The sequence below is a fragment of the Bacillus sp. FSL M8-0077 genome, assembly GCF_038050255.1.
GTDB classification, from domain to species: Bacteria; Bacillota; Bacilli; order Bacillales; family Bacillaceae; genus Bacillus; species Bacillus altitudinis.
The window spans coordinates 2396347-2420715 of record NZ_JBBPAF010000001.1 but is presented as its reverse complement, the minus strand read 5'-3'; the positions used below and the strand labels follow the sequence as shown (position 1 = coordinate 2420715).

25 protein-coding genes are annotated in these 24369 nt (G+C 41.5%); 24 read left to right on the top strand and 1 reads right to left on the bottom strand.

Going from position 1 to position 24369, the window contains the following annotated elements; all coding sequences use genetic code 11:
- Positions 1-13: 13 nt before the first annotated feature.
- From dnaK to mtaB, 5 genes are all read left to right on the top strand, one after another.
- Entirely contained in the window at positions 14-1852 is a 1839-nt protein-coding gene (dnaK, locus tag NST57_RS12475; protein WP_076822238.1) for a molecular chaperone DnaK, read from the top strand.
- Between the two features lie 165 nt (positions 1853-2017).
- The gene (gene dnaJ, locus NST57_RS12470; protein WP_017367628.1) at positions 2018-3151 is read left to right on the top strand and encodes a molecular chaperone DnaJ; all 1134 of its coding nucleotides are present in this window, start codon (positions 2018-2020) and stop codon (positions 3149-3151) included.
- A gap of 22 nt (positions 3152-3173) precedes the next feature.
- Positions 3174-4109 (top strand): 50S ribosomal protein L11 methyltransferase, encoded by a 936-nt coding sequence (prmA, locus tag NST57_RS12465; protein ID WP_017358022.1) that lies wholly within the window; start codon positions 3174-3176, stop codon positions 4107-4109.
- A 23-nt stretch (positions 4110-4132) separates the two neighbouring features.
- A complete protein-coding gene (locus NST57_RS12460; RefSeq protein ID WP_142155525.1) occupies positions 4133-4903 on the top strand; it encodes a 16S rRNA (uracil(1498)-N(3))-methyltransferase in 771 nt (256 codons plus the stop codon).
- On the top strand, positions 4903-6261 hold the full coding sequence (gene mtaB, locus NST57_RS12455; RefSeq protein ID WP_017367626.1) for a tRNA (N(6)-L-threonylcarbamoyladenosine(37)-C(2))-methylthiotransferase MtaB: 1359 nt from the start codon (positions 4903-4905) through the stop codon (positions 6259-6261). The genes NST57_RS12460 and mtaB overlap by 1 nt, the downstream gene beginning before the upstream one ends.
- Positions 6262-6300: 39 nt before the next feature.
- On the opposite strand, the gene NST57_RS12450 is transcribed toward mtaB, so the two are convergent.
- Positions 6301-7230: a Na/Pi symporter gene (locus NST57_RS12450; protein ID WP_341298626.1), complete on the bottom strand. Its 930-nt coding sequence runs from the start codon at positions 7228-7230 to the stop codon at positions 6301-6303.
- A 182-nt stretch (positions 7231-7412) separates the two neighbouring features.
- On the opposite strand from NST57_RS12450, the gene rpsU reads away from it, so the two are divergent.
- The 19 genes from rpsU to NST57_RS12355 all read left to right on the top strand — a co-directional run bounded on the left by rpsU (position 7413) and on the right by NST57_RS12355 (position 24183).
- Positions 7413-7586 carry a 30S ribosomal protein S21 gene (rpsU, locus tag NST57_RS12445; protein ID WP_003152957.1) on the top strand — a complete coding sequence of 58 codons (174 nt, stop codon included), beginning with the start codon at positions 7413-7415 and terminating at the stop codon, positions 7584-7586.
- Positions 7587-7600: 14 nt separating this feature from the next.
- Positions 7601-8050: a GatB/YqeY domain-containing protein gene (locus NST57_RS12440; RefSeq protein WP_007501319.1), complete on the top strand. Its 450-nt coding sequence runs from the start codon at positions 7601-7603 to the stop codon at positions 8048-8050.
- A gap of 141 nt (positions 8051-8191) precedes the next feature.
- Positions 8192-9505, top strand: a complete 1314-nt coding sequence (locus tag NST57_RS12435) for an NfeD family protein (RefSeq protein WP_341298625.1) — start codon at positions 8192-8194, stop codon at positions 9503-9505.
- A 27-nt stretch (positions 9506-9532) separates the two neighbouring features.
- A complete protein-coding gene (floA, locus tag NST57_RS12430; RefSeq protein ID WP_007501317.1) occupies positions 9533-10525 on the top strand; it encodes a flotillin-like protein FloA in 993 nt (330 codons plus the stop codon).
- A gap of 31 nt (positions 10526-10556) precedes the next feature.
- Positions 10557-11036: a hypothetical protein gene (locus tag NST57_RS12425; protein WP_142155522.1), complete on the top strand. Its 480-nt coding sequence runs from the start codon at positions 10557-10559 to the stop codon at positions 11034-11036.
- 207 nt (positions 11037-11243) lie between these two features.
- Complete coding sequence (yqfC, locus tag NST57_RS12420) at positions 11244-11525, top strand: sporulation protein YqfC (RefSeq protein WP_012010618.1); 282 nt, start codon at positions 11244-11246, stop codon at positions 11523-11525.
- Positions 11526-11543: 18 nt separating this feature from the next.
- Positions 11544-12734, top strand: coding sequence for a sporulation protein YqfD (yqfD, locus tag NST57_RS12415; protein ID WP_142155521.1), 1191 nt, complete (start codon positions 11544-11546; stop codon positions 12732-12734).
- 3 nt (positions 12735-12737) lie between these two features.
- Positions 12738-13697, top strand: a complete 960-nt coding sequence (locus NST57_RS12410) for a PhoH family protein (RefSeq protein WP_341298624.1) — start codon at positions 12738-12740, stop codon at positions 13695-13697.
- Positions 13698-13811: 114 nt separating this feature from the next.
- Positions 13812-15926 (top strand): HD family phosphohydrolase, encoded by a 2115-nt coding sequence (locus tag NST57_RS12405; RefSeq protein ID WP_370529233.1) that lies wholly within the window; start codon positions 13812-13814, stop codon positions 15924-15926.
- Positions 15927-16406, top strand: a complete 480-nt coding sequence (ybeY, locus tag NST57_RS12400; protein ID WP_341298623.1) for an rRNA maturation RNase YbeY — start codon at positions 15927-15929, stop codon at positions 16404-16406. It begins immediately after the preceding gene.
- Positions 16384-16770 carry a diacylglycerol kinase gene (locus NST57_RS12395; protein WP_142156174.1) on the top strand — a complete coding sequence of 129 codons (387 nt, stop codon included), beginning with the start codon at positions 16384-16386 and terminating at the stop codon, positions 16768-16770. Before ybeY ends, NST57_RS12395 begins: the two co-directional genes overlap by 23 nt.
- Before the next feature lie 112 nt (positions 16771-16882).
- A complete protein-coding gene (locus NST57_RS12390) occupies positions 16883-17281 on the top strand; it encodes a cytidine deaminase (protein ID WP_034661347.1) in 399 nt (132 codons plus the stop codon).
- Positions 17274-18179 (top strand): GTPase Era, encoded by a 906-nt coding sequence (gene era, locus NST57_RS12385; protein ID WP_007501305.1) that lies wholly within the window; start codon positions 17274-17276, stop codon positions 18177-18179. The genes NST57_RS12390 and era overlap by 8 nt, the downstream gene beginning before the upstream one ends.
- Positions 18180-18326: 147 nt before the next feature.
- Positions 18327-18470, top strand: coding sequence for a YqzL family protein (locus NST57_RS12380; RefSeq protein ID WP_008342408.1), 144 nt, complete (start codon positions 18327-18329; stop codon positions 18468-18470).
- A 35-nt stretch (positions 18471-18505) separates the two neighbouring features.
- Complete coding sequence (gene recO / locus NST57_RS12375; protein ID WP_142155519.1) at positions 18506-19276, top strand: DNA repair protein RecO; 771 nt, start codon at positions 18506-18508, stop codon at positions 19274-19276.
- Positions 19277-19605: 329 nt separating this feature from the next.
- The gene (gene glyQ / locus NST57_RS12370) at positions 19606-20493 is read left to right on the top strand and encodes a glycine--tRNA ligase subunit alpha (protein ID WP_003217487.1); all 888 of its coding nucleotides are present in this window, start codon (positions 19606-19608) and stop codon (positions 20491-20493) included.
- Positions 20486-22531 (top strand): glycine--tRNA ligase subunit beta, encoded by a 2046-nt coding sequence (gene glyS, locus NST57_RS12365; protein ID WP_341298622.1) that lies wholly within the window; start codon positions 20486-20488, stop codon positions 22529-22531. The genes glyQ and glyS overlap by 8 nt, the downstream gene beginning before the upstream one ends.
- Before the next feature lie 166 nt (positions 22532-22697).
- Complete coding sequence (locus NST57_RS12360) at positions 22698-23336, top strand: helix-turn-helix transcriptional regulator (protein ID WP_024423017.1); 639 nt, start codon at positions 22698-22700, stop codon at positions 23334-23336.
- A 25-nt stretch (positions 23337-23361) separates the two neighbouring features.
- The gene (locus NST57_RS12355) at positions 23362-24183 is read left to right on the top strand and encodes a pyruvate, water dikinase regulatory protein (RefSeq protein WP_008342399.1); all 822 of its coding nucleotides are present in this window, start codon (positions 23362-23364) and stop codon (positions 24181-24183) included.
- The last annotated feature ends 186 nt before the right edge of the window (positions 24184-24369 follow it).

The window sequence follows — 24369 nt, the reverse complement described above, 5'->3', positions numbered from 1 at the left end:
GAGGTCATCGAATATGAGTAAAATCATTGGTATTGACTTAGGAACAACAAACTCATGTGTTGCAGTACTCGAAGGCGGCGAGCCAAAAGTTATTGCAAACGCTGAAGGAGCACGTACAACACCATCTGTTGTCGCTTTTAAAAATGGAGAGCGCCAAGTAGGTGAAGTAGCGAAACGTCAATCAATTACAAACCCGAACACCATCATGTCTGTTAAAAGACATATGGGTACAGATTATAAAGTAGAAGTTGAAGGCAAGAACTACACGCCGCAGGAAATCTCTGCAATCATCCTTCAACACCTTAAATCTTACGCTGAAGCCTATCTTGGCGAAGAAGTAACAAAAGCGGTTATTACAGTTCCTGCTTACTTCAACGATGCAGAGCGCCAAGCAACAAAAGATGCTGGTAAAATTGCTGGTCTTGAAGTAGAACGTATCATCAACGAACCAACAGCAGCTGCACTTGCTTATGGTTTAGATAAAACAGATGAAGATCAAACGATCCTTGTATATGACCTTGGTGGCGGTACATTTGACGTATCAGTCCTTGAGCTTGGAGACGGCGTCTTTGAAGTACGCTCAACTGCTGGGGACAACCGTCTAGGTGGAGACGATTTTGACCAAGTCATCATCGATCATCTAGTGGCTGAGTTCAAAAAAGAAAACGGTATTGATCTTTCTAAAGATAAAATGGCGCTTCAGCGTTTAAAAGATGCTGCTGAAAAAGCGAAAAAAGATCTTTCTGGTGTATCATCTACACAAATTTCACTGCCATTTATCACAGCTGGAGAAGCAGGACCTCTTCACCTAGAATTAACATTAACTCGTGCTAAATTTGAAGAGCTTTCTTCTGAGCTTGTAGAGCGTACAATGACACCTGTACGTCAATCACTGAAAGATGCTGGTCTATCTGCTAGCGAGATTGATAAAGTTATCCTTGTTGGTGGATCAACTCGTATTCCTGCAGTACAAGAAGCAATCAAAAAAGAAACAGGTAAAGAGCCTCATAAAGGCGTAAACCCTGATGAAGTGGTTGCACTTGGTGCAGCAATTCAAGGTGGAGTTATCACAGGAGATGTCAAAGACGTTGTACTTCTTGACGTCACACCACTTTCTTTAGGAATTGAAACAATGGGCGGCGTATTCACAAAGCTGATTGAACGTAATACAACAATTCCAACAAGTAAATCTCAAGTATTCTCAACGGCTGCTGACAACCAAACTGCTGTAGACATTCACGTCCTGCAAGGTGAGCGTCCAATGGCAGCAGACAACAAAACATTAGGTCGTTTCCAATTGACTGACATTCCACCAGCACCACGCGGCGTACCACAAATCGAAGTATCTTTTGATATCGATAAAAACGGTATTGTCAACGTACGTGCGAAAGATATGGGTACTGGAAAAGAGCAAAACATCACAATCAAATCTTCTTCAGGTCTTTCTGATGATGAGATCGAAAAAATGGTCAAAGAAGCAGAAGAAAATGCTGAAGCAGATGCAAAGAAAAAAGAAGAAATCGAAGTGCGCAATGAAGCAGATCAATTAGTGTTTACAACAGAAAAAACATTAAAAGATCTTGAAGGCAAAATAGATGAAGAGCAAGTGAAAAAAGCGAATGATGCAAAAGATGCGCTAAAAGCTGCGATCGAAAAAGGCGAGCTTGAAGACATCAAAGCGAAAAAAGATGAGCTGCAAACAATCGTTCAAGAATTAACGACAAAGCTCTATGAAGAAGCTGCAAAACAAGCACAAGCTCAGCAAGAAGGCGCTGAAGGTGCTCAAAAAGCAGATGACAATGTAGTGGATGCAGAATACGAAGAAGTAAACGACGATCAAGAGAAAAAATAATCACCTTTACTTTTGAAAAAGACTGCTGAAACGTACTCGTCAGAAAGTCAAAGTCAGGATCTCTTGGCTTTGACTTTTTTCTTTTCAACGATGAAAAGGAATTGAAAAAGATCAATTTAAAATGATACAATCGTATTTATGTGAGAAAATCGGGAGTGTGAAGAGATGAGTAAGCGTGATTACTATGAAGTGCTTGGCGTGAGTAAGAGCGCCTCAAAGGACGAAATCAAAAAGGCATACCGCAAGCTTTCAAAAAAGTATCACCCTGATATTAATAAAGAAGCTGGCTCAGATGAGAAATTCAAAGAAGTAAAAGAAGCCTATGAAACCCTTTCTGACGATCAAAAACGTTCACATTATGACCAGTTCGGTCACACCGATCCAAACCAAGGATTTGGTGGCGGCGGCTTTGGTGGTGGAGGAGACTTTGGCGGCTTCGGCGGCTTTGATGACATCTTCTCTAGTATTTTTGGCGGCGGAGCCAGAAGAAGAGATCCAAATGCACCGCGTCAAGGAGCGGACCTTCAATATACAATGACCCTTTCATTTGAAGAAGCGGCATTTGGGAAAGAAGCAACGATCGAGATTCCCCGCGAGGAATCATGTGAAACGTGTCATGGATCAGGTGCAAAACCTGGAACACAGGCGAAGACATGCTCACATTGCGGCGGATCAGGTCAACTAAATGTCGAGCAATCCACACCATTTGGTAAAGTAGTCAACCGCAGAGTATGTAACTACTGTAGCGGAACTGGTAAACAAATTGAACATAAGTGTTCAACATGTGGTGGATCTGGTAAAGTGCGTAAGCGTAAGAAAATCAATGTGACGATCCCAGCTGGTGTGGACGATGGTCAGCAGCTTAGAGTATCTGGTCAAGGTGAACCAGGTGTAAATGGAGGACCTCCAGGCGATCTATTTGTTGTTTTCCATGTGAGGGCGCATGAATTCTTCGAACGAGATGGAGATGACATCTACTGCGAAATGCCGCTTACCTTTGCGCAGGCTGCACTAGGTGATGAAATTGAAGTGCCGACATTACATGGGAAAGTCAAATTAAAAGTTCCTGCGGGCACACAAACGGGTACGAAGTTTAGACTTAAAGGTAAAGGTGTAAAAAATGTACGCGGCTATGGTCAAGGCGATCAGCATATCGTTGTACGCGTCGTAACACCGACGAATTTAACTGAAAATCAAAAAGATATCATTAGAAAATTTGCTGAAGTGAGCGGAAATAAACCGGACGAACAAGAAATGAGCTTTTTCGATAAGGTGAAACGCGCATTTAAAGGCGAGTAACACGGATAAGGAGTTGGTAGTATTGAAGTGGTCAGAAATTAGCGTCCATACAACAAATGAAGCGGTGGAACCGATCACCAATATTTTGCATGAAGCAGGTGCAAGTGGTGTCGTGATTGAGGACCCGCTTGATTTAGTCAAGGAACGTGAAAATGTATACGGTGAGATCTACCAGCTCGATCCGAATGATTATCCTGAGGAAGGGGTTATCGTCAAAGCCTACCTTCCGATGAATAGCTTTTTGATGGAAACGGTAGATGAGATCAAAGAAGCCATCAATAATCTTCTTCTATACGATATTGACCTTGGACGAAATACATTGTCAATTTGTGAAGTAAACGAAGAAGAATGGGCGACTGCATGGAAGAAATATTATCATCCTGTGAAAATCTCTGAGAAATTTACCATCGTCCCAACATGGGAAGAGTACACACCCGTTCATTCTGATGAATTGATCATCGAAATGGACCCTGGAATGGCATTTGGAACCGGTACACATCCAACAACGGTTCTTTGCATTCAGGCGCTTGAGCGCTATGTGAAGGAAAACGACACGGTGATTGACGTTGGAACAGGATCTGGCATTTTAAGTGTTGCCGCTGCAATGCTCGGTGCAAAAGACATTCATGCATTTGATCTCGACACCGTTGCAGTGGAAAGTGCAAAGCAGAACATCGAATTAAATGGTGTGAGCGAGCAAGTAACGGTAAAACAAAACAATTTACTTGATGGGATTTCAGGTGAACGCGATGTGATTGTGGCCAACATCCTTGCAGAGGTCATCATGCGCTTTACAGATCAAGCGTATGATCTATTGAAGAAAGACGGTTACTTTATTACATCAGGCATTATCGGACAAAAGAAATTACAAGTCAAAACTGCTTTAGAAGAAGCCGGTTTTGAGATTGTTGAAGTGCTGTCAATGGAAGATTGGGTTAGCATAATAGCGAAAAAATAAAGCGAGTAGGTGTCAGGACACGTATGCAACGATATTTTATCGACCTCACAAAAGAAGAAGTGACGGAAAAGGGAAACATCGCGATAAAGGGTGAAGATGTTCATCACCTTGCAAACGTCATGCGGATGAAAGCAGGAGAAGACATCCTTTGCTTAACGACAGACGGCTTTGAAGCGCTCAGTAAAATTGATACAATAACAAAGGAAGAAGTGATTTGTCACTTGGAAGGCTGGACGAATCAGAATCGAGAACTTCCGATCAAGGTGACGATTGCAAGCGGTCTGCCTAAAGGGGATAAGCTTGAATGGATTATCCAAAAAGGCACCGAGCTTGGCGCAAGTGCTTTTATTCCGTTTCAAGCGGCTCGTTCGATTACAAAACTTGACCAAAAAAAGTCATTGAAAAAACGAGACCGCTGGGAAAAAATTGCGAAAGAAGCTGCCGAGCAGTCTTACCGGAATATCATTCCGCGTGTCCATCCCGTATCAACATTTAAAGAGCTGATTCAACTGGCCGGTGAATTCGATAAATGTGTCGTTGCATACGAAGAATCATCGAAAGAAGGCGAGCAAAGCCGGTTTCAAACGGTGCTCCAACAGATGAAGGGCGGACAAACCTTATTAGTGGTTTTTGGTCCAGAAGGCGGTTTAGCAGAAAAGGAGATTGAAGAACTTGAAGCGCATGGTGCAGTCATTTGCGGGCTTGGACCACGCATTTTAAGAACAGAAACAGCTCCTCTTTACGCGCTTTCTGCTATATCTTATCAAACAGAGTTATTAAGAGGTGAATCATGATGGGAACAGTAGCGTTCCATACACTTGGCTGTAAGGTCAATCACTACGAAACAGAAGCCATCTGGCAGCTGTTTAAAGAAGCTGGCTATGAAAGAAAAGATTATGAATCAAAAGCAGACGTATATGTCATTAATACATGTACCGTCACCAATACAGGCGATAAAAAAAGCCGCCAAGTCATTAGAAGAGCCATTCGTCATAATCCGGATGGTGTCATTTGTGTAACAGGCTGTTACGCACAAACGTCTCCGGCAGAAATCATGGCGATTCCTGGTGTTGATATTGTGGTTGGCACACAAGATAGACATAAACTGCTTGGTTATATTGAAGAATACAGAAGAGAAAGACAGCCGATCAACGGAGTTGGCAATATCATGAAAGCACGTGTCTTTGAAGAACTAGATGTTCCTGCGTTTACTGACAGAACACGTGCTTCTTTAAAAATCCAAGAAGGCTGTAACAATTTCTGTACATTCTGCATTATCCCTTGGGCTCGCGGATTACTGCGTTCTCGCGATCCAGAAGAAGTCATCAATCAAGCGCAGCAGCTTGTCGATGCTGGCTACAAAGAAATTGTATTAACAGGTATTCATACAGGTGGATACGGTGAAGATTTAAAGGATTATAACTTTGCTAAGCTTCTGAAAGAATTAGATGAACGTGTGGCGGGATTAAAACGAATCCGCATTTCATCCATTGAAGCAAGTCAAATTACAGACGAAGTGATTGAAGTGCTCGATCAGTCAGATAAAATTGTGAGACACTTGCACATTCCGCTTCAATCTGGCTCTAATACTGTACTGAAAAGAATGCGCCGTAAATACACAATGGAATTCTTTGCAGAGCGTTTAACGAAGCTCAAAAAAGCATTGCCAGGTCTTGCTGTAACGTCAGATGTGATCGTTGGATTCCCAGGAGAAACAGAAGAAGAATTTATGGAAACATACAATTTTGTCAAAGACCATCAATTCTCTGAGCTCCACGTGTTCCCTTACAGCAAACGGACAGGTACGCCTGCTGCAAGAATGGAAGATCAAGTAGATGAGAATGTGAAAAATGAACGCGTTCACCGCCTCATTGCTCTTTCTGATCAGCTTGCGAAAGAATATGCATCGGCATATGAAGGCGACGTATTAGAGATTATTCCAGAAGAATCCTTCAAAGAGCAAGACGGAACGCACAATCTGTATGTAGGATATACGGATAACTACATGAAGGTCGTATTTGAAGGAACAGAGGACATGATCGGCCGTTTGGTGAAAGTGAAGATTACGAAAGCAGGCTATCCTTATAACGAAGGACAATTCGTTCGTATAAGTGATGACGTGCAGACGGATCAAGTGAGAATGACCTCATAATAGATGAAAAACCGGCAGCCATAAGGCAAGCCGGTTTTTTTATGTTGACCGATTCGGAAGAAGGAACAAAATCAAGGCGTGAAAAGGACGTATGAACGGAAAAAAGAGGAGAGAACTTGCAACATTAAACAGCAGGCTAAAGTGCGCAATCTGCTGGGCAGGAGAGCTTGCTAAAAGCGCAACAAACTCAGTGATAAAGGCGAGAAAAGGAAGACATAAAAGAACACCTAGAACATTAAACACGACATGTGCATACGCAGTTTGGCGGGCTGCATAACCGCCAGAGATAGCAGCCATCACGGCAGTAATACATGTCCCGATATTGGACCCTAAAACAAAGCTGATGCCTTCTTTTAGAGCGACAGTCCCTTCATTCATAAATCCCATCAAAATACCGATACATACAGAGCTTGAATGAACAATCGCCGTGAGCACTGTACCAGAAAGAAGAGCTGTCCAATCGGAATGCTGCATCATTTCAAGGAAACGCAGTGTCTCTGGCTGGCTGGTCATCATACCTGCAATTTTTGAAAAACTTTGAATACAAAAAAAGATCATGCCAAGCCCAAATAAACTTTTTCCTGCATATCGAAAAGACTTCCTGCCAAAAATGATACATAAAAGACCAGCTGCAATCAGAACCCACATAAACACGTCCATCTTTATGGCAATAAATTCTGTCGTAAATGTTGAGCCGATATTCGTTCCAAGAATCATGGGTATGGATTTTTTAAACGTGAGAATGCCTGTACTTACAAAGCCGATAACGATGACCATAAACGCCGAACTGCTTTGAAGAACTCCTGTAAACACAATACTGACCAAGAATGCTTTGACTGGATGATCTGTAAAGAGAAGAAGTGATTTCTCAATACGAGACGACGTGAGCGCCATTAATCCTTTCCTAAGCAAACCCATGGCCCATAAAAAAATGAAAATAAGTGCACAAAAATAAATGATCGCCATCATAGAAAAGTCCTCCTCTTACCAATGAATATATGGACTTGTCTACCTGCTCATGACGAAAATATATTTCCAAATCACTTAGTTGACCTCAACCTAGGCTTATATTATAATGTCTAGGTACATGTTTTACATGTATATCTTTTTTTAATGCAGTCGATTGGTGTATTCGGAGGGAGGGAAAGAGAATGTCAAAAACGGTCGTTAGAAAAAACGAATCGCTTGAAGATGCTCTTCGTCGCTTTAAACGCAGTGTATCCAAAACTGGAACATTGCAAGAAGCAAGAAAGCGTGAATTTTATGAAAAGCCTAGCGTAAAGCGTAAGAAAAAGTCTGAAGCTGCTAGAAAACGTAAATTCTAAAGAGGGTGGATTTTATGAGTCTTCTTGAGCAATTAAATTCTGATATGAAGCTTTTTATGAAAAACCGAGAGAAAGACAAGCTTATTGTCATTCGTATGGTAAAGGCTTCACTGCAAAATGAAGCAATAAAGCTTAAGAAAGACAGTTTGACCGGAGATGAGGAACTAACCGTCCTTTCCCGCGAGATTAAGCAACGTAAAGACTCCCTCCATGAATTTTCGAAAGCTAATCGCTTAGATTTAGTAGATAAAGTTCAAAAAGAGATTGACATTTTAGACGTTTATTTACCTGAACAGCTTTCTGAAGAAGAACTGCAGGCGGTTGTGAAAGAAACAATCGCCGAAACCGGTGCTTCATCGAAAGCTGATATGGGTAAAGTCATGAGCGCTATTATGCCAAAGGTAAAAGGTAAAGCTGATGGTGCTGTGATTAACAGACTTGTCAGCGAACAACTGTCTCAATAAAAAAGTATCCTTCTCATGTTAGAAGGGTACTTTTTTTATGCCTCCATCATTCTGTCATATAAAAATGAAACCTATGATACATTTGTAACGTATGTAAAGGAACGGTAAAATGAAAGAAAGAGAGGGGGGATCACCAAATAGATGAAAAAAATGAAAATTTCTATTGCTCTCTTCAGTTGTTTTATAATATGCTTGTTATTAGGGGTTCAATTGACCGCGAAATCAGCAGATCAGAAAGTTCATGTTATCCCAATTGAAGATACAGTAGAAAAAGGACTTTCTAAATTCATTGAACGATCATTTGAGCAGGCAAAGTCGGAACGGGCGAAGCACATTATTCTCGACATCAATACACCAGGTGGTGCAGTCGATGCGGCGCTTGAAATAGCCGATACCATTCGTGCATCCGACATCCCAGTGACTGCGTTTGTGAATCATAGAGCGCTTTCAGCCGGGGCGTTCCTCGCCCTAAATGCCGATCAAATTTACATGACCCCAAACGGGAAGATGGGGGCTGCTGCGATCATTGACGGTGAAGGCAACGCTGCCGATCAAAAATCTGAATCTCTATGGCTTGCTGAAATGAGTGACGCTGCTGAAAAGCAGGGGCGTGATCCAAAATATGCTCTTGCGATGGCAGATGTAGATATAGACGCAAAAGAAGCTGGTGCACCAAAAGGAGAATTGCTGACCTTTAACACAGATCGGGCGCTTCAGTTCGGTTATGCAGAAGGAGAAGCGAAAAATATGGATGACTTGCTTCAGAATCTGGACTTAGCAGATGCTTCTGTTCAATTCGATGAAGTGAGCTTTGCTGAAAAGGTTGCGCGTTTTCTCACGCACCCGATCGTCATTCCTATCCTTTTATCCATCGCAAGCTTAGGGTTAATTGTTGAATTATATTCTCCCGGCTTTGGGGTCCCAGGCACCATGGGAGTCACAGCGCTTCTTCTATTCTTTTATGGTCATCTCGTGGCAGGTTTTGCAGGATATGAGACATTGTTCCTATTCTTAGCGGGAATTGCGCTCATTATCCTTGAATTGATATTGCCAGGGGGAATCGTGGGTATCATTGGACTAATCTGTGTCGTTGTCAGCTTATTTTTAGCAGCTGGAAGCTTTACAGAAATGGCGATTTCCATCTTGATTGCCACTGCTGTTTCAATCATAGCAGTTATTTTATTGACAAAGGTGTTGGGGAAACGTATGAAATTTTTTAAAAAGTTCATTTTAACCGATTCAACCAATAAAGAAAGTGGTTATGTCTCAAATGAAACAAGAGATGATCTTGTAGGACAAATCGCAGTGACAGCAACAGCACTTCGTCCATCTGGTACGATTGTATTTGGAGACGAGCGCATTGATGTTGTGTCAGAAGGTGCTTTTATCGATAAGGATGAACAAGTAAAAATTGTGAAAGCGGAAGGCTCACGCATTGTCGTGAGGAAAGTATAGATATACTGATTATATAGGAGGAATAAAATGGATCCATCTACTTTACTATTATTTGTGATTATCGCAGCAGGTTTGATCGTTCTATCGATCTTCTTCACCTTTGTACCGGTGATGCTGTGGATTTCTGCCCTAGCGGCTGGCGTAAGAGTGAGCATTTTTACACTTGTAGGAATGAGACTTCGCCGAGTGATTCCAAACCGAGTGGTCAACCCGCTCATCAAAGCGCATAAAGCAGGTCTTGATGCGACGATTAACCAATTAGAAAGCCACTATCTTGCAGGTGGTAACGTTGACCGCGTTGTCAACGCACTGATCGCAGCTCAACGTGCGAATATCGAATTGAACTTTGCTCGCTGTGCGGCAATCGACCTAGCAGGCCGTGACGTACTTGAAGCAGTCCAAATGAGTGTAAACCCTAAAGTCATTGAAACACCATTTATCTCAGGTGTTGCGATGGACGGGATTGAAGTAAAAGCAAAAGCACGTATTACAGTTCGTGCAAACATTGACAGGCTTGTCGGTGGTGCAGGAGAAGAAACGATCATTGCTCGTGTAGGTGAAGGGATTGTCTCTACAATCGGTTCATCAGATAATCATAAAAAGGTTCTTGAAAATCCTGATATGATTTCTCAAACGGTTCTTGGTAAAGGATTAGATTCAGGTACAGCATTTGAAATTCTCTCGATTGATATCGCAGATGTTGATATCGGTAAGAACATCGGGGCGATCCTGCAGACAGACCAAGCAGAAGCCGACAAAAACATTGCACAGGCGAAAGCTGAAGAACGCCGCGCGATGGCTGTTGCACAAGAACAAGAAATGCGTGCGAGAGTTGAAGAAATGCGCGCGAAAGTAGTAGAAGCAGAGGCCGAAGTACCACTTGCAATGGCCGAAGCATTACGTGAAGGTAATATTGGTGTCATGGACTACATGAACATTAAGAATATCGATGCTGATACGGATATGAGAGATTCATTTGGCAAAATGACAAAAGGTCCATCTGATAATGAAAACAAATAAGCATCCTCTCACGCTTTAAGGAGGGAGCCCATTGGACATTCTATTTGAAAATCCGTTACTAATAGCGATTATCATCGGTATTATCTCTGCGGTCTTTGGGAAAATCGGCAAACAAGAGGAGAAGGAACAAAACAACCGGCAGCAAAAGTCGGCTCCTCAAAAGAAGGCAGAACAAACACGAACAGTCCCGGTCAAAACAGACCAGCTCGACGATTTTGGCGATGTACATGATCATGGCGGGATGAAGAAACAAGGTTCACAGTCCTTACAGGATCGTTATACCGCTACACTTGCCGAAATGGAAGAAAGAAAAAGCGAGCTGAATAAAGAGTTCAAATCTCTTGAAAGGCAGCTGACCAGGCCGAAAGCTTCTTCTGCGGAAATGAAGCCGCACGTCATTGACAAGCTTAACCAAAATACTGTTGTTCAAGGTATGCTTCTTGGTGAAGTATTTGGAGAGCCTCGTGCGAAAAAGCCGCATCGAACGATGAAAAGGCCATATAAAAGATAAAGAAGAAAGTCCCCTTTTGATAAAGGGGGCTTTTTTGTGATCAGAAGGTGCTATTTTAATCAGTAAAATGATGAAACGGCTGTTTTACGGGATTCATTAGCATGATATGAACCGCTGTGGAATAGGATGATATAGAGGCTTTCTCATCAGTCTCACCATCTTTCAGTTTGATCTCATACACATGAGGTGGGAAGGGGTTCTTATTGAATGGGAAAAAGAAAAAATCGACTTAAAGCATGGCTGACAAGAACACTTGAAATCCCTCCGGACGTGATGATGGATCTTCCCCGTATTACGATGGTTGGCAGACTCCATATTTACATAGAGAACCATAAAGGGCTTTTACTTTTCAGTGATCAAGAGGTAAGGCTGATGCTCAAGCAAGGACAGTGCATTATTTCAGGAAAAGACTTTGTGATTAAAACGATTTTGCCAGAAGAGATCTTATTAGAGGGGAAAATCGATGAGGTCCGTTATATTGATTCTTAACTGACGGAGGGGAGAAACGTGAAGAACAAATGGTTTGCCTATTTTATTGGCAGAGTGGAAGTGGAGATAAGAGGAAGCGGTATTGAGCGGCTGATCAATGAGTGCACGAGACATGGGATCACAATTTTTCAAGTGAGCCGCCGTCAAGACAGCGTGCGCTTATTTATTCGCCTCTCAGATGTACATGCCTTTAGAAAAGTGCGCAGACATCATGAGGTGAAATGTTCATTTCATCAAAAGAAAGGGTTCCCGTTTCTTCTTCTATGGTCGAGAAGAAATATTGGATTTACCCTCGGGATGGCTTTTTTCCTAGTGACGATATTGGCTCTTTCAAATATGGTGTGGAAAATTGAGATCAAAGGTGCGAATCCAGAAACAGAACATCAAATGAGAAAGCATTTAGATGAAATTGGGGTGCAAAAAGGACGTTTTCAGTTTCTTATGGGGACACCTGAAAAAATACAAAAGTCATTGACGACCAATATTCAGAGTATTACATGGGTCGGGGTTGAATTGAACGGAACGACGTTTCAAATGAAAGTGGTCGAAAAAAATGAGCCTGAAAAGGAGAAATATACGAGTCCTCAGCACATCGTCGCCAAGAAAAAGGCGGTCATCACGAGAATGTATGTAGAAAAGGGGGAACCGCTTGCCCAGGTCGATGAGCATGTGAAAAAAGGGCAGATGCTCGTCTCTGGTTTGATTGGGAGTGAGGAACAGAAAAAAACGGTCGGAGCCAAAGCGAAAATATATGGTGAAACATGGTACCGGTCTGAAGTTTCTGTTCCTCTCCGAACATCTTTTGATGTCTTTACGGGTAAAATGAAGACAAAGCACAAGCTCTCCTTATTTGGAGGCTCCATTCCATTTTGGGGATTTACCTTTAAAAAAGATGATTTTCATCAACCAAAAACAGAAAAAGAAGTTCACCCGCTTCATTTCTTGAATATGCAATTGCCGTTCTCCTATGAAAAGGAAATCACACGAGAAAGTGAAAAAATAAAACGAGAATACACAAATAAAGAAGCGGTTCAAGCAGGGATTAAAATGGGTAAAAAAGAATTAGAAGAAAAGCTAGGTCAAACAGGTGAGGTGAAAAGTGAAAAAGTTTTGCACGAGACAACAGGGAATGGTAAAGTTAAGTTAATCATCCTTTACCAAGTAATAGAAGATATTGTTCAACCAACACCTATTGTTCAGGGAGACTAGAGAATGACAGAACATTTACTTGAGATTCAACAAAAATTGGATAGCCCAAACGAAGCCATTGCTTTATTTGGCAATCAAGATGCTTATCTGAAACTGATGGAAAACGAGCTGAATGTCTCCATTATCACACGTGGAGAGAAAGTGTATGTTTCTGGTCAGGAAGCATCAAGAGATACTGTGAGCCGTTTGATTACATCTCTCTTACATCTCATTCGTAAAGGAATTGAGATTTCTGAACGGGATGTCGTCTATGCCATTAAAATGGCGCAAAAAGACAAGCTCAATTATTTTGAAAATATGTATGAAGATGAAATTACGAAAAATGCCAAAGGAAAGTCGATCAGAGTCAAAACGATCGGCCAGCGTGAATATGCTGCGGCAATGAAAAAAGATGATTTGGTCTTTGGGATTGGACCTGCTGGTACAGGTAAAACGTATTTGGCAGTGGTCAACGCAGTACATGCCCTCAAAAATGGACATGTCAAACGGATTATCCTGACAAGGCCAGCCGTTGAAGCAGGAGAAAGTCTTGGCTTTTTGCCAGGAGACTTAAAGGAAAAAGTCGATCCTTATTTAAGACCGCTATATGATGCTCTGCACGATGTGCTTGGCAGTGATCATACGGAGCGTTTAATTGAGCGCGGAGTGATTGAAATTGCCCCTCTTGCCTATATGAGAGGGCGGACGCTTGATGATGCATTTGTGATTTTAGATGAAGCGCAGAATACAACGCCAGCTCAAATGAAAATGTTTTTGACGAGACTAGGCTTTGGTTCTAAAATGGTCATTACAGGAGATATTACACAAATTGATCTGCCTAAAGGTATGCAGTCAGGTCTTGCGGCTGCAAAGGAAATGCTTGCAGAGATCAAGGGTATCTCATTCATTGAATTAGACCAGACAGATGTGGTCAGACACCCGCTTGTGGCGAAGATCATTGGAGCATACGAAAAGCAAAAATGAACTGAGTGACCCGATCGCCTTAATCGGGTCATTTTGTTTCGATCGTGGTTTAAAGTAAAAAAGGAGGTACTTTCCTTGAGAAAGAATCAGAAAGGCAGTAAGCGCAAAAGACTGCTGTCTAAAAAAGAACCTCAGAAAATGGAGCGCTCACGCTATTTAAACGTACTGCTATACGCTGGTTTAGCAGCTATCCTGTTTGTGGTGCTCTTCTTCCATGTAAAGCCTGAATCGCTCGACCTAGATTTATTTTCAGTGAGCGAACAGACTATCTATTCTCCGTCTACCGTTGATGACCAAGAAGCAACAGAAGAAAAGAAGCAAGAAGCAACGGATCAAGTAGAAGACCAATATACACTCAAAAAAGCGTATTCTGATAATCGTGTTGACCTCATTTCATCCCTCTTTGAAGCCATTAAGGAAGAGAAGAAAGCAGCAGCTGATGACAAAGAGAACCCGCCAACAGATCAAGAGATGGTGAAGCGCGTAAAAGAGAAACTCACAACCGATATGCAGGAAGCTGTTTCGGATCAATCGATTAAAGCACTGCTCCAAGCAAGTGACGAAAATCTTTCTTTTACAAAGGACTCCATCATCACAGTGGTCAATTCCCTCATGGGTAAAGAAATCACAGCTTCTAAGCTGCAAGATGAGAAGAAACAAGTGAAAGCAGAGCTTGAAAACAATTCGATTCCGTCAAAATATTTAAATGCAGCGAAAGAAATTGGTGAATTTGCGATTATTCCAAACTATGTATTTGACCCGGTGGCAACAGAGAAGAAAAGACAAGAAGCAGCTGATAATATTCAGCCGGTTCAAATCAAACAAGGGCAGATTTTAGTGGAAGAAGGAGAGCTCATTGACCGTGAAGTGTATCGTAAATTAGAACTGACCGGTCTTTTAAACAGTTCCAATTTGTTTAAGCCTGTAAGCGGTCTTATCATCTTAATCGGTCTTTTCTTAGCGGCGATTGTCCACTCACTTGAATCGAGGAAAAAGTCGCTCGTCCATAAGAATAAATCGTTACTGCTGTACTCGCTCATTTTCACCATTATTTTAATCATCATGGAAGTATTCAGTCTCTTCCAGGAAACGAAGTATACGACCATAGGCTATGTCGTGCCTGTGGCACTTGGCACGATGCTGATTAAGCTGCTGATCAATGAGCGGCTGGCAATCTTCTCCGGCCTTGTATTTGCCCTTTGCGGCAGTATGATGTTTAATCAAGGAGTAACAGGCGTCTTTAACTATGTCATCTGTGCTTATTATCTAATAAGCGGGATGGCGGGAATTTTATTTTTGAGAAAACATAATGCGAGATCGAAAATTTTGCAGGCGGGGCTTTGGGTAGCTTTGGTGAATGTACTTGTCGTGCTGTCCATTACGCTGATTCAAAATTCTTCTCCATCAGGGCTTGAAATAGGTGTGAACCTCATCATGGCGATTGTGTCAGGGTTTGCATCGGCTATTTTGGTTATTGGGTTAATGCCAGTCTTTGAGAGCATGTTTGGCATTCTTTCGACCATGAAGCTTATTGAATTATCGAACCCGAATCATCCGCTGCTGAAAAAGATCTTAACAGAGACACCAGGTACTTATCATCATAGTGTCATGGTGGCGAATTTAGCGGATGCTGCATGTGAAGCAGTCGGTGCAAATGGATTGTTGGCAAGGGTCGGGGCTTATTATCATGACATTGGAAAAACGAAAAGACCACAATACTTTATTGAAAACCAAATGAACATTGATAATCCGCACGATAAGCTTTCTCCTCAGCTGAGCAAGAATATTATTATTGCCCATACGACAGATGGTGCTGAAATGCTGAGAGAAAAGAAGTTTCCAGAGGAACTTGTGGACATTGCAGAACAGCATCACGGAAAGTCCCTGCTGAAGTTCTTTTACTATAAGGCAAAAGAACGGGATGATCAGGTGACAGAAGAAGAATTTCGCTATCCTGGTCCAAAACCGCAATCGAAAGAAGCGGCCATTATTTCTGTAGCTGACAGCGTGGAAGCGGCGGTTCGTTCGATGCATAATCCAAACCCTGAGCGGATTGAAAAGCTTGTCAAAGGCATTATTTCAGATAAGATGCAGGATGGACAATTTAGTGAATGTGATCTGACATTTAAAGAATTAAATATTATTAGCCAAACAATTTGTACAACATTAAAGGGGATTTTCCATTCTCGGATTGAATATCCAGATGCCCCGAAGCAGAAGGTGAAGTAAATGACATTGTTAATCGATTTAATAGATGAAACAGGACAAGTAACAAAAGAGCAGCTTGAAGAAGTGGAAAAGCTTCTTCAATTTGCTGCGGATGCCCTTGAGGTAAAAGATCAAGCAGAAGTATCAGTATCGATCATTTCAAATGAAGAAATTCATCAAATTAATAAAGAATACCGAGGAAAAGATGCGCCAACAGATGTGATTTCATTTGCACTTGAGGAAGAAGGCGAAGGGGAAATTGAAATCATTGGTGCTGATGACATTCCGCCGGTACTAGGTGACATTATCATTAGTGTGGATCGAACGAAAGAGCAAGCAGAGGAATATGGACATTCCTTCATGAGAGAGCTAGGATTTTTAACGATTCATGGTTTTCTTCATTTGCTTGGTTATGATCATATGACAGAAGAGGATGAAAAAGAAATGTTCGCCAAACAGACAAAAATCTTGGATGATTATGGCCTTTCGAGATCATCGTAAGAAGCGAACGCCGCTTGTCCGTTTTTTTCGGAGTTTTTATTATGCATTTAGAGGAATATGGCGAACTTTCTTGAATGAACGGAATTTTCGGTTTCACACAGTCGCAGCCACCATCGTGGTGATTTGCGGCTTTTGGTTTCAGATTCATCCGGTTGAATGGATGATCATTCTGCTTTTATGCGGCGGGATGTTTGCGTTAGAACTTGTGAATACAGCGATTGAACATACAGTAGATCTTTTCACAGAAGAGAAGCATCCTCTTGCTGAGAGAGCGAAGGACGCGGCAGCAGGCGCTGTTTGCGTTTACGCCGCCATTTCGGTTATGATTGGGTTGATGATCTTCTTACCGAAGATCATGCAATAGAACAATATTACTATTTATTAACATTTTTAGAAATGGGCGTGAAAATGTCACGTGAATTATGTAAAATATAAATGTGACAGTGGTACCATTTCTTCTGAAAGTGGGAACTAGAATGAACAAACAAGAGTTGATTTCAGAAGCAGTCAAAGCAAGAGATTTTGCATATGTACCCTATTCTAAATTCAAAGTCGGTGCAGCATTATTATCGAATGACGGAAAAGTGTATGGCGGCTGCAATATTGAAAATGCAGCATATGGTATGTGTAATTGTGCGGAAAGAACAGCACTTTTTAAAGCGTACTCAGAGGGCATCACATCTTTTCAAATGCTTGCAGTAGTGGCTGATACAGATCGGCCTGTTTCACCATGCGGCGCATGCAGACAGGTCATTTCAGAGCTATGTGCACCTGATATGCCAGTGATTCTAACGAACTTAAAAGGACATATATACGAAACGACAGTAAACGAACTATTGCCAGGCGCATTTTCACCGGAGGATTTAAATGACTAACGAAAGCTTCAAATCAGGATTTGTATCAATTATTGGAAGACCAAATGTAGGGAAATCGACCTTTCTTAATCGTGTGATTGGACAAAAGATTGCGATTATGAGTGATAAGCCCCAAACGACTCGAAACAAAGTGCAAGGTGTTCTGACAACGAACACGTCACAAACGATTTTTATCGATACACCAGGAATTCATAAACCTAAGCACAAACTTGGCGATTTTATGATGAGGGTGGCTCAAAATACACTGAAGGAAGTCGACCTGATCTTATTTATGATCAACGCACAGGAAGGCTATGGCAAAGGTGATGAATTCATCATTGAACGACTAAAGCAAACATCGACACCGGTGTTCCTTGTCGTCAATAAAATTGACCAAATTCATCCAGATGAACTGTTCCTTTTAATTGATGAATACCGCACACGTTACCCATTTAAGGAAATTGTGCCAATTTCAGCACTTGAAGGCAACAACATTGATACGCTTCTTCAGCAAATTGAAGGTTATCTTCCAGAGGGCCCTCAATTTTATCCGGCAGATCAAGTAACAGATCACCCAGAGCGATTTATTATTTCTGAATTAATTCGTGAAAAAGTGCTGCATTTAACGAGAGAAGAGATCCCTCACAGTATTGCGGTTGCGATTGAATCGATCAAGCCAGATGAAAATGGCAAGATTCATGTTGCAGCGACCATCGTCGTAGAACGAGATTCACAAAAAGGGATTGTGATTGGTAAGCGCGGCAGCTTATTAAAAGAAGTGGGACAAAAAGCGCGCAGAGACATTGAAGCACTTTTAGGCTCAAAGGTGTATTTAGAGCTTTGGGTAAAGGTGCAGAAGGACTGGCGTAATAAGTCCACTCATCTTCGCGATTTCGGATTTAGAGAAGACGAATATTAAAAAACCATACAGTTGTTAGTAAATCTGACAATGGTGCGGTTCGATTAGTAAAAATTGTTTATCATGAAATGGAGGTAGCCTGGTCAAGATAATATTAGTATGTTGGATGTAGCGTTGCTGCTTCTAATAAAGAAAGGTGGGGTTTTTATGTTGAATTTTACATGGAACGTATTTTCACAAACAGGAAGCGTTGACACGTATCTGCTTTTCAAAGAGTTAGAAAAGGAGAACCTGGAAAGACCCGATGTACTTGAAGAAGAAATAGCACGGCTTGATTTTCCAATCTTATAATTCTTGACCCCCTCCAATGCTCGGAGTGTAGACAAATGCTCATTAAAAGTGAAGGAATCGTCCTTAGAACAACAGATTATGGCGAAACAAACAAAATTGTCACGCTGCTCACTAGAGAACATGGGAAAATTGGTGTAATGGCAAGAGGCGCTAAGAAATCGAACAGCCGCTTATCAGCCATAAGCCAGCCGTTTTTATACGGAACCTTCCTGATCCAATCATCAACAGGACTTGGAACGCTCCAGCAAGGTGAAATGATGGAAAGTATGCGGACCATTCGGGAAGATTTATTTCTGACCGCATATGCCGCATATATGACAGAATTACTTGATAAAGGAACAGAAGAAAAGAAGCCAAACCCTTACTTGTTTGAACTTCTTCTTCAATCTTTACGCCATCTCAATGAAGGCACAGATGCTGATATTATTTTATTTATCGTAGAAGTCAAAATGCTGTCAGTGATGGGGATGAAGCCCGAACTGGATCAATGTGTACACTGCGGTCAAAAAGAAGGGCAGTTCCATTTCTCAATTAGAGATAACGGATTCATCTGTAGGCAATGCTTTCCAAAAGATCCATATAAACTGCCCTTATCTCCAGCAGCAGCAAGACTGCTCCGTTTGTTTCATTATTTTGATTTATCAAGGCTTGGTCAAGTTGACGTGAAACCACAAACGAAACAAGAAATTCGTCAAGTGCTCGATCATTATTATGAAGAGTATTCAGGTCTTTATTTAAAATCAAAAAAATTCATGAATCAAATGGAATCCATGAAAAAGCTAATGGAAGGCGAAAACAAAAGTTGACATCTTCCATGACTTTTTGTAAGATCATCTAAGATCAAATATGTTGCATTGACAGAAAGAAGTACTTACGTATCAGCCATAAAAGCGACCTTAGGACGGTGTGAGCTAAGGATGGACACGTAACGAAAGGCATTCTTGAGCAACGTAAAACAAAGCGGCTGGGTGCTACGACACCAGCAAATAGGGTGGAACCGCGGGAAAAACTCTCGTCCCTATGTTTGCAAGGAACCTTGCGAGCATAGAGACGGGAGTTTTTGTGTTTTGCAAAGAGGTTCTAGGCCCCACCGCCATACATAGCGGATGGTGTAAAAAAGATGGAGGTGCGATCATTGAATATTCAAGACATGATTTTGACACTGCAAAAGCATTGGTCAAATGAAGGCTGCGTATTAATGCAGGCATATGACACAGAAAAAGGTGCTGGAACGATGAGTCCATACACGTTCCTCAGAAGCATTGGGCCAGAGCCATGGAAGGTAGCCTATGTAGAACCTTCAAGACGCCCGGCTGATGGCAGATATGGAGAAAACCCAAACAGATTGTATCAGCATCATCAATTTCAAGTGATCATTAAGCCATCACCTGACAATATTCAAGAACTGTATCTAGAATCATTGAAGGCGCTTGGCATTGACCCGCTGAAACATGATATCCGTTTTGTTGAAGACAACTGGGAAAACCCATCTCTTGGCTGTGCAGGACTTGGCTGGGAAGTTTGGCTTGATGGAATGGAAATTACGCAATTTACGTATTTCCAGCAAGTTGGCGGTCTAGAATGTAAGCCAGTTTCTGTTGAAATCACATACGGAATTGAGCGCCTTGCTTCTTACATTCAGGACAAAGAAAATGTGTTTGACCTTGAATGGACAGATGGCTTTACTGTAAGAGATTTATTCTTAATGGCTGAATACGAGCATTCTGTGTATACGTTTGAAACATCTAATACGGATATGCTGTTCGATTTATTTACAACATATGAAAAAGAAGCACATAGCCAAATGGACAAAGGGCTTGTTCACCCGGCATATGATTATGTACTCAAATGTTCTCACACCTTTAACCTGCTTGATGCCAAAGGCGCGATTTCTGTGACTGAGCGAACAGGCTATATCGGAAGAGTACGTCAGTTAGCGAGAAAAGTAGCCAAAACATATTACGAAGAACGAGAAAAACTAGGATTCCCTATGCTAAAAGAGGAGGCGGCTTCTCATGAATAAACAAGATGTATTACTTGAAATCGGCTTAGAAGAGATGCCGGCTCGTTTCATGCCAGAAAGCACAAAGCAGCTAGGTGATAAAGTAAAAGCTTGGTTCACAGCACAAAATATTTCATTCGAAGATGTTGCTTTATTTAATTCACCAAGACGTCTAGCTGTACTCGTCAAAGGTGTCGCAGAAAAACAAGAGGACATCAAAGAAGAAGCAAAAGGGCCGGCTAAAAAGATTGCGCAAGACGCGGACGGCAATTGGACGAAAGCGGCCGAAGGCTTTGCCCGCGGACAAGGCGCTTCAACTGATGACCTTTATTTCAAAGACATCAAAGGTGTGGATTATGTCCATGTCCAAAAGTTTCAAGAAGGAAAACAAGTCAAAGACCTTCTTCCAGCATTGGGTGACATTGCCGCTTCATTGAGTTTTCCAAAGAACATGAGATGGGGAAGCGAAGATTTACGCTATATCCGTCCAATTAAATGGATTGTTTGTTTATTTGGGCAAGAGATCATTCCTGTTGAAATTGCAGGAGTGAAAAGCGGACGTGAGACAAGAGGACATCGCTTCCTAGGGTTGACAGCCAGCATTGACACACCAGCTTCTTATGAGCAAACATTACGAGATCAATTTGTCATTGTAGATTCAGATAAAAGAAAACAATTAATTACGGAGCAGCTAAATGCCCTTTCTTCTGAAAAAGGCTGGGTCATTCCAGTTGATCCTGAGCTTCTAGAAGAAGTAAACGATCTCGTTGAATATCCAACCGTTCTATTTGGTTCTTTTGAAGAAGAATTTCTGGCACTTCCGGAAGAAGTACTAGTCACGACAATGAAAGAACATCAGCGTTATTTCCCTGTGAAAAATGAACAAGGGGAATTACTGCCGCACTTTATTACGGTCAGAAATGGAAACAGTGAGGCACTTGAAAATGTGGCAAGAGGGAACGAAAAGGTCCTTCGCGCGCGTTTATCAGATGCGGCATTTTTCTATAAAGAAGACGAAAAACTCGTCATTGAAGACAATATTCAAAAGCTTGATAAAGTCGTATTCCATGAGAAACTTGGCACGATTGGCGACAAGCTGAAAAGAGTAACAGACATTGCCGTCCGCCTAGCAGATCATGTGGGTGCAGATGAAGAAACGTCTAAACGCGCTGCAAGAGCAGCCAGTATTTCTAAATTTGACCTTGTGACTCAGATGGTTTATGAATTCCCAGAACTGCAAGGAATCATGGGTGAAAAATATGCTAGAGCACTTGGCGAACATGAAGAAGTGGCAAAGAGTATCAACGAGCACTATATGCCGCGTTTTGCGGGTGACGATGCGCCGTCAACACTGATTGGAGCGATTGTCGCAGTAGCTGATAAGCTAGACTCTATTTGTTCATTCTTCTCAATTGATGTCATTCCAACGGGCTCTCAAGATCCTTATGGATTAAGAAGACAAGCGAGCGGTATCGTTCAAATCCTGCTTGACCGCCAATGGAATCTTTCATTTAAAGAGCTTTTAGCACTGGCGCAAGTAAAGACAGAACATGAAGCGGCTCTTATTGAATTTTTAACACACCGTTTGAAATATGTTCTTCAAGCAGAACATATCCGTCATGACGTGGTGGAAGCAGTCCTTGATGTTGAAAATATTGAACCATATGCGATTGTGAAAAAAGCCGCTGTTCTTGAAGAGAGCGTGAAACAGGAAAGCTTCAAAGAAACTGCTGAGGCATTGGGCCGCGTCATTTCAATCAGTAAAAAAGGGGAAGACGCACAGATTCAGCCTGAACTGTTTGAAAATGAACACGAACAAAAACTATTTGAGGCTTATCAGCAAGTGGAGAAAGCTGTCAATGAGTATATGGCAAGAGGACAGTACCATTCAGCACTTGAAGCGTTAGATACGTTAAAAACACCAATCGTTCATTATTTCGACCATACCATGGTTCATGCGGATGATGAAAAATTGAAACAAAATCGTTTGGCACAAATGGTCAAACTGGCAAAAGTCATTCAATCATTTGCGAATATGAACAATTTAATTGTAAAATAAATACCTAAGAACGGTTGCCTTTTTCGAAGGGCAATCGTTTTTTACTCATTTAATTCACGGTTTTTGAGTGGATTTTTGTTTCATTCGGACGAAGATGCGCTATAATATGATGAGTTATGAAATTGATATACATAAAGTAAGGATTCGCTCTCTCTATTTAAAGGTGGTGAGTACAATCGAGTTAAATAAACGGCAAGAGCAGATTTTACAGATTGTCAAAGAGAATGGTCCGATCACTGGAGAGCATATCGCCGATCGGCTGAACTTAACAAGGGCTACCCTCAGACCGGATTTAGCCATTTTAACAATGTCTGGCTTTTTAGAAGCAAGACCAAGGGTCGGCTACTTTTTTACAGGCAAAACAGGCACGCAGCTTCTGGCAGATAAGCTGAAAAAACTTCAAGTGAAGGATTTTCAATCCATTCCAGTCGTGATACACGAGAATGTTTCGGTTTATGATGCGATTTGTACGATGTTTTTAGAGGATGTGGGCACATTATTCGTTGTGGACGATCACTCTATTTTAACAGGCGTGTTATCAAGAAAAGACCTCCTTCGGGCAAGTATTGGGAAACAAGAGCTTCCATCTATACCTGTCCATATTATTATGACAAGAATGCCGAACATCACCGTTTGCCGCAAAGAAGATTTTATTATGGATGTGGCCAAGCACTTGATTGAAAAGCAAATAGATGCACTTCCTGTTATAAAGGATACGGATAAAGGCTTTGAAGTGGTCGGCAGAATTACGAAAACAAACATGACGAAAATACTTGTTAGCTTATCAGAGAACGAAATTATCTAATTACAGAAGACTGCGAGGGGATGTTATGAGTAATCGCGTAATTTTTGTTGTATCAGATTCAGTAGGAGAAACGGCAGAGCTCGTGGTCAAAGCGGCACTTAGCCAATTTGATGGCGGCTCATCCGACCATTCAAACATTAGAAGAATCCCATATGTAGAGGATGTCGGTACGATTAAAGAAGTGATTTCATTGGCGAAAGCAGATAATGGGATCGTATGCTTTACTCTTGTTGTGCCAGAAATGCGCCAATTCTTAATAGAAGAAGCAGAAGCGAATGGCGTCGTGTACTATGACATTATCGGTCCACTTATTGATAAAATGGAGACGGCATATGGAAATGAAGCGAAACATGAGCCAGGTCGTGTACGTCAATTAGATGAGGACTATTTTAAAAAGGTTGAAGCCATTGAGTTCGCTGTGAAATATGATGATGGCCGGGACCCAAGAGGTATTCTAAAGGCTGATATTGTGCTGATTGGTGTATCACGTACGTCTAAGACACCACTTTCTCAATACTTAGCACATAAACGCTTGAAGGTAGCTAACGTTCCGATTGTTCCTGAAGTCGATCCGCCAGAGGAGTTATTCTCAGTTGATCCAAAAAAATGCATTGGCCTAAAAATTAGTCCAGACAAACTGAATCATATCCGTAAAGAACGTTTAAAATCACTCGGTTTAAATGACCGTGCCATTTATGCGAATATCGAGCGGATTAAAGAGGAACTAGAATATTTTGAAAAAGTGGTTGACCGCATTAACTGTCAAGTTGTTGATGTATCGAATAAAGCAGTTGAGGAGACAGCAAATGTCATTCATCAAATGCTGACCAAAAGAGGTTCCGAATAAACTCAGGATGCTCCTCCTGGGTTTTTCCTATGGTGGGAAACGGGTAAATAAAAACAATAGCATATTTGCTGCATTTGTATTATAATAAAAAATTGTGATAAAATGATTGATTTTAGGTTTAAGTTAAGTCAAGAACGAATAAACTAATATTGGCAGAAGTCAAGTGATTCTGAACATAACTTTTCG

Bases quoted from the DNA above. Each gene is read 5' to 3' on its own strand.
- NST57_RS12460 (WP_142155525.1), top strand. From the start codon at position 4,133: ATGCAACGATATTTTATCGACCTCACAAAAGAAGAAGTGACGGAAAAG.
- rpsU (WP_003152957.1), top strand. From the start codon at position 7,413: ATGTCAAAAACGGTCGTTAGAAAAAACGAATCGCTTGAAGATGCTCTT.
- NST57_RS12395 (WP_142156174.1), top strand. From the start codon at position 16,384: ATGGCCTTTCGAGATCATCGTAAGAAGCGAACGCCGCTTGTCCGTTTT.
- NST57_RS12435 (WP_341298625.1), top strand. From the start codon at position 8,192: ATGAAAAAAATGAAAATTTCTATTGCTCTCTTCAGTTGTTTTATAATA.
- NST57_RS12440 (WP_007501319.1), top strand. From the start codon at position 7,601: ATGAGTCTTCTTGAGCAATTAAATTCTGATATGAAGCTTTTTATGAAA.
- recO (WP_142155519.1), top strand. From the start codon at position 18,506: ATGCTCATTAAAAGTGAAGGAATCGTCCTTAGAACAACAGATTATGGC.
- dnaJ (WP_017367628.1), top strand. From the start codon at position 2,018: ATGAGTAAGCGTGATTACTATGAAGTGCTTGGCGTGAGTAAGAGCGCC.
- floA (WP_007501317.1), top strand. From the start codon at position 9,533: ATGGATCCATCTACTTTACTATTATTTGTGATTATCGCAGCAGGTTTG.
- glyS (WP_341298622.1), top strand. From the start codon at position 20,486: ATGAATAAACAAGATGTATTACTTGAAATCGGCTTAGAAGAGATGCCG.
- era (WP_007501305.1), top strand. From the start codon at position 17,274: ATGACTAACGAAAGCTTCAAATCAGGATTTGTATCAATTATTGGAAGA.
- NST57_RS12410 (WP_341298624.1), top strand. From the start codon at position 12,738: ATGACAGAACATTTACTTGAGATTCAACAAAAATTGGATAGCCCAAAC.
- ybeY (WP_341298623.1), top strand. From the start codon at position 15,927: ATGACATTGTTAATCGATTTAATAGATGAAACAGGACAAGTAACAAAA.
- NST57_RS12450 (WP_341298626.1), bottom strand. From the start codon at position 7,230: ATGATGGCGATCATTTATTTTTGTGCACTTATTTTCATTTTTTTATGG.
- mtaB (WP_017367626.1), top strand. From the start codon at position 4,903: ATGGGAACAGTAGCGTTCCATACACTTGGCTGTAAGGTCAATCACTAC.
- NST57_RS12390 (WP_034661347.1), top strand. From the start codon at position 16,883: ATGAACAAACAAGAGTTGATTTCAGAAGCAGTCAAAGCAAGAGATTTT.
- yqfC (WP_012010618.1), top strand. From the start codon at position 11,244: ATGGGAAAAAGAAAAAATCGACTTAAAGCATGGCTGACAAGAACACTT.
- NST57_RS12380 (WP_008342408.1), top strand. From the start codon at position 18,327: ATGTTGAATTTTACATGGAACGTATTTTCACAAACAGGAAGCGTTGAC.
- NST57_RS12355 (WP_008342399.1), top strand. From the start codon at position 23,362: ATGAGTAATCGCGTAATTTTTGTTGTATCAGATTCAGTAGGAGAAACG.
- dnaK (WP_076822238.1), top strand. From the start codon at position 14: ATGAGTAAAATCATTGGTATTGACTTAGGAACAACAAACTCATGTGTT.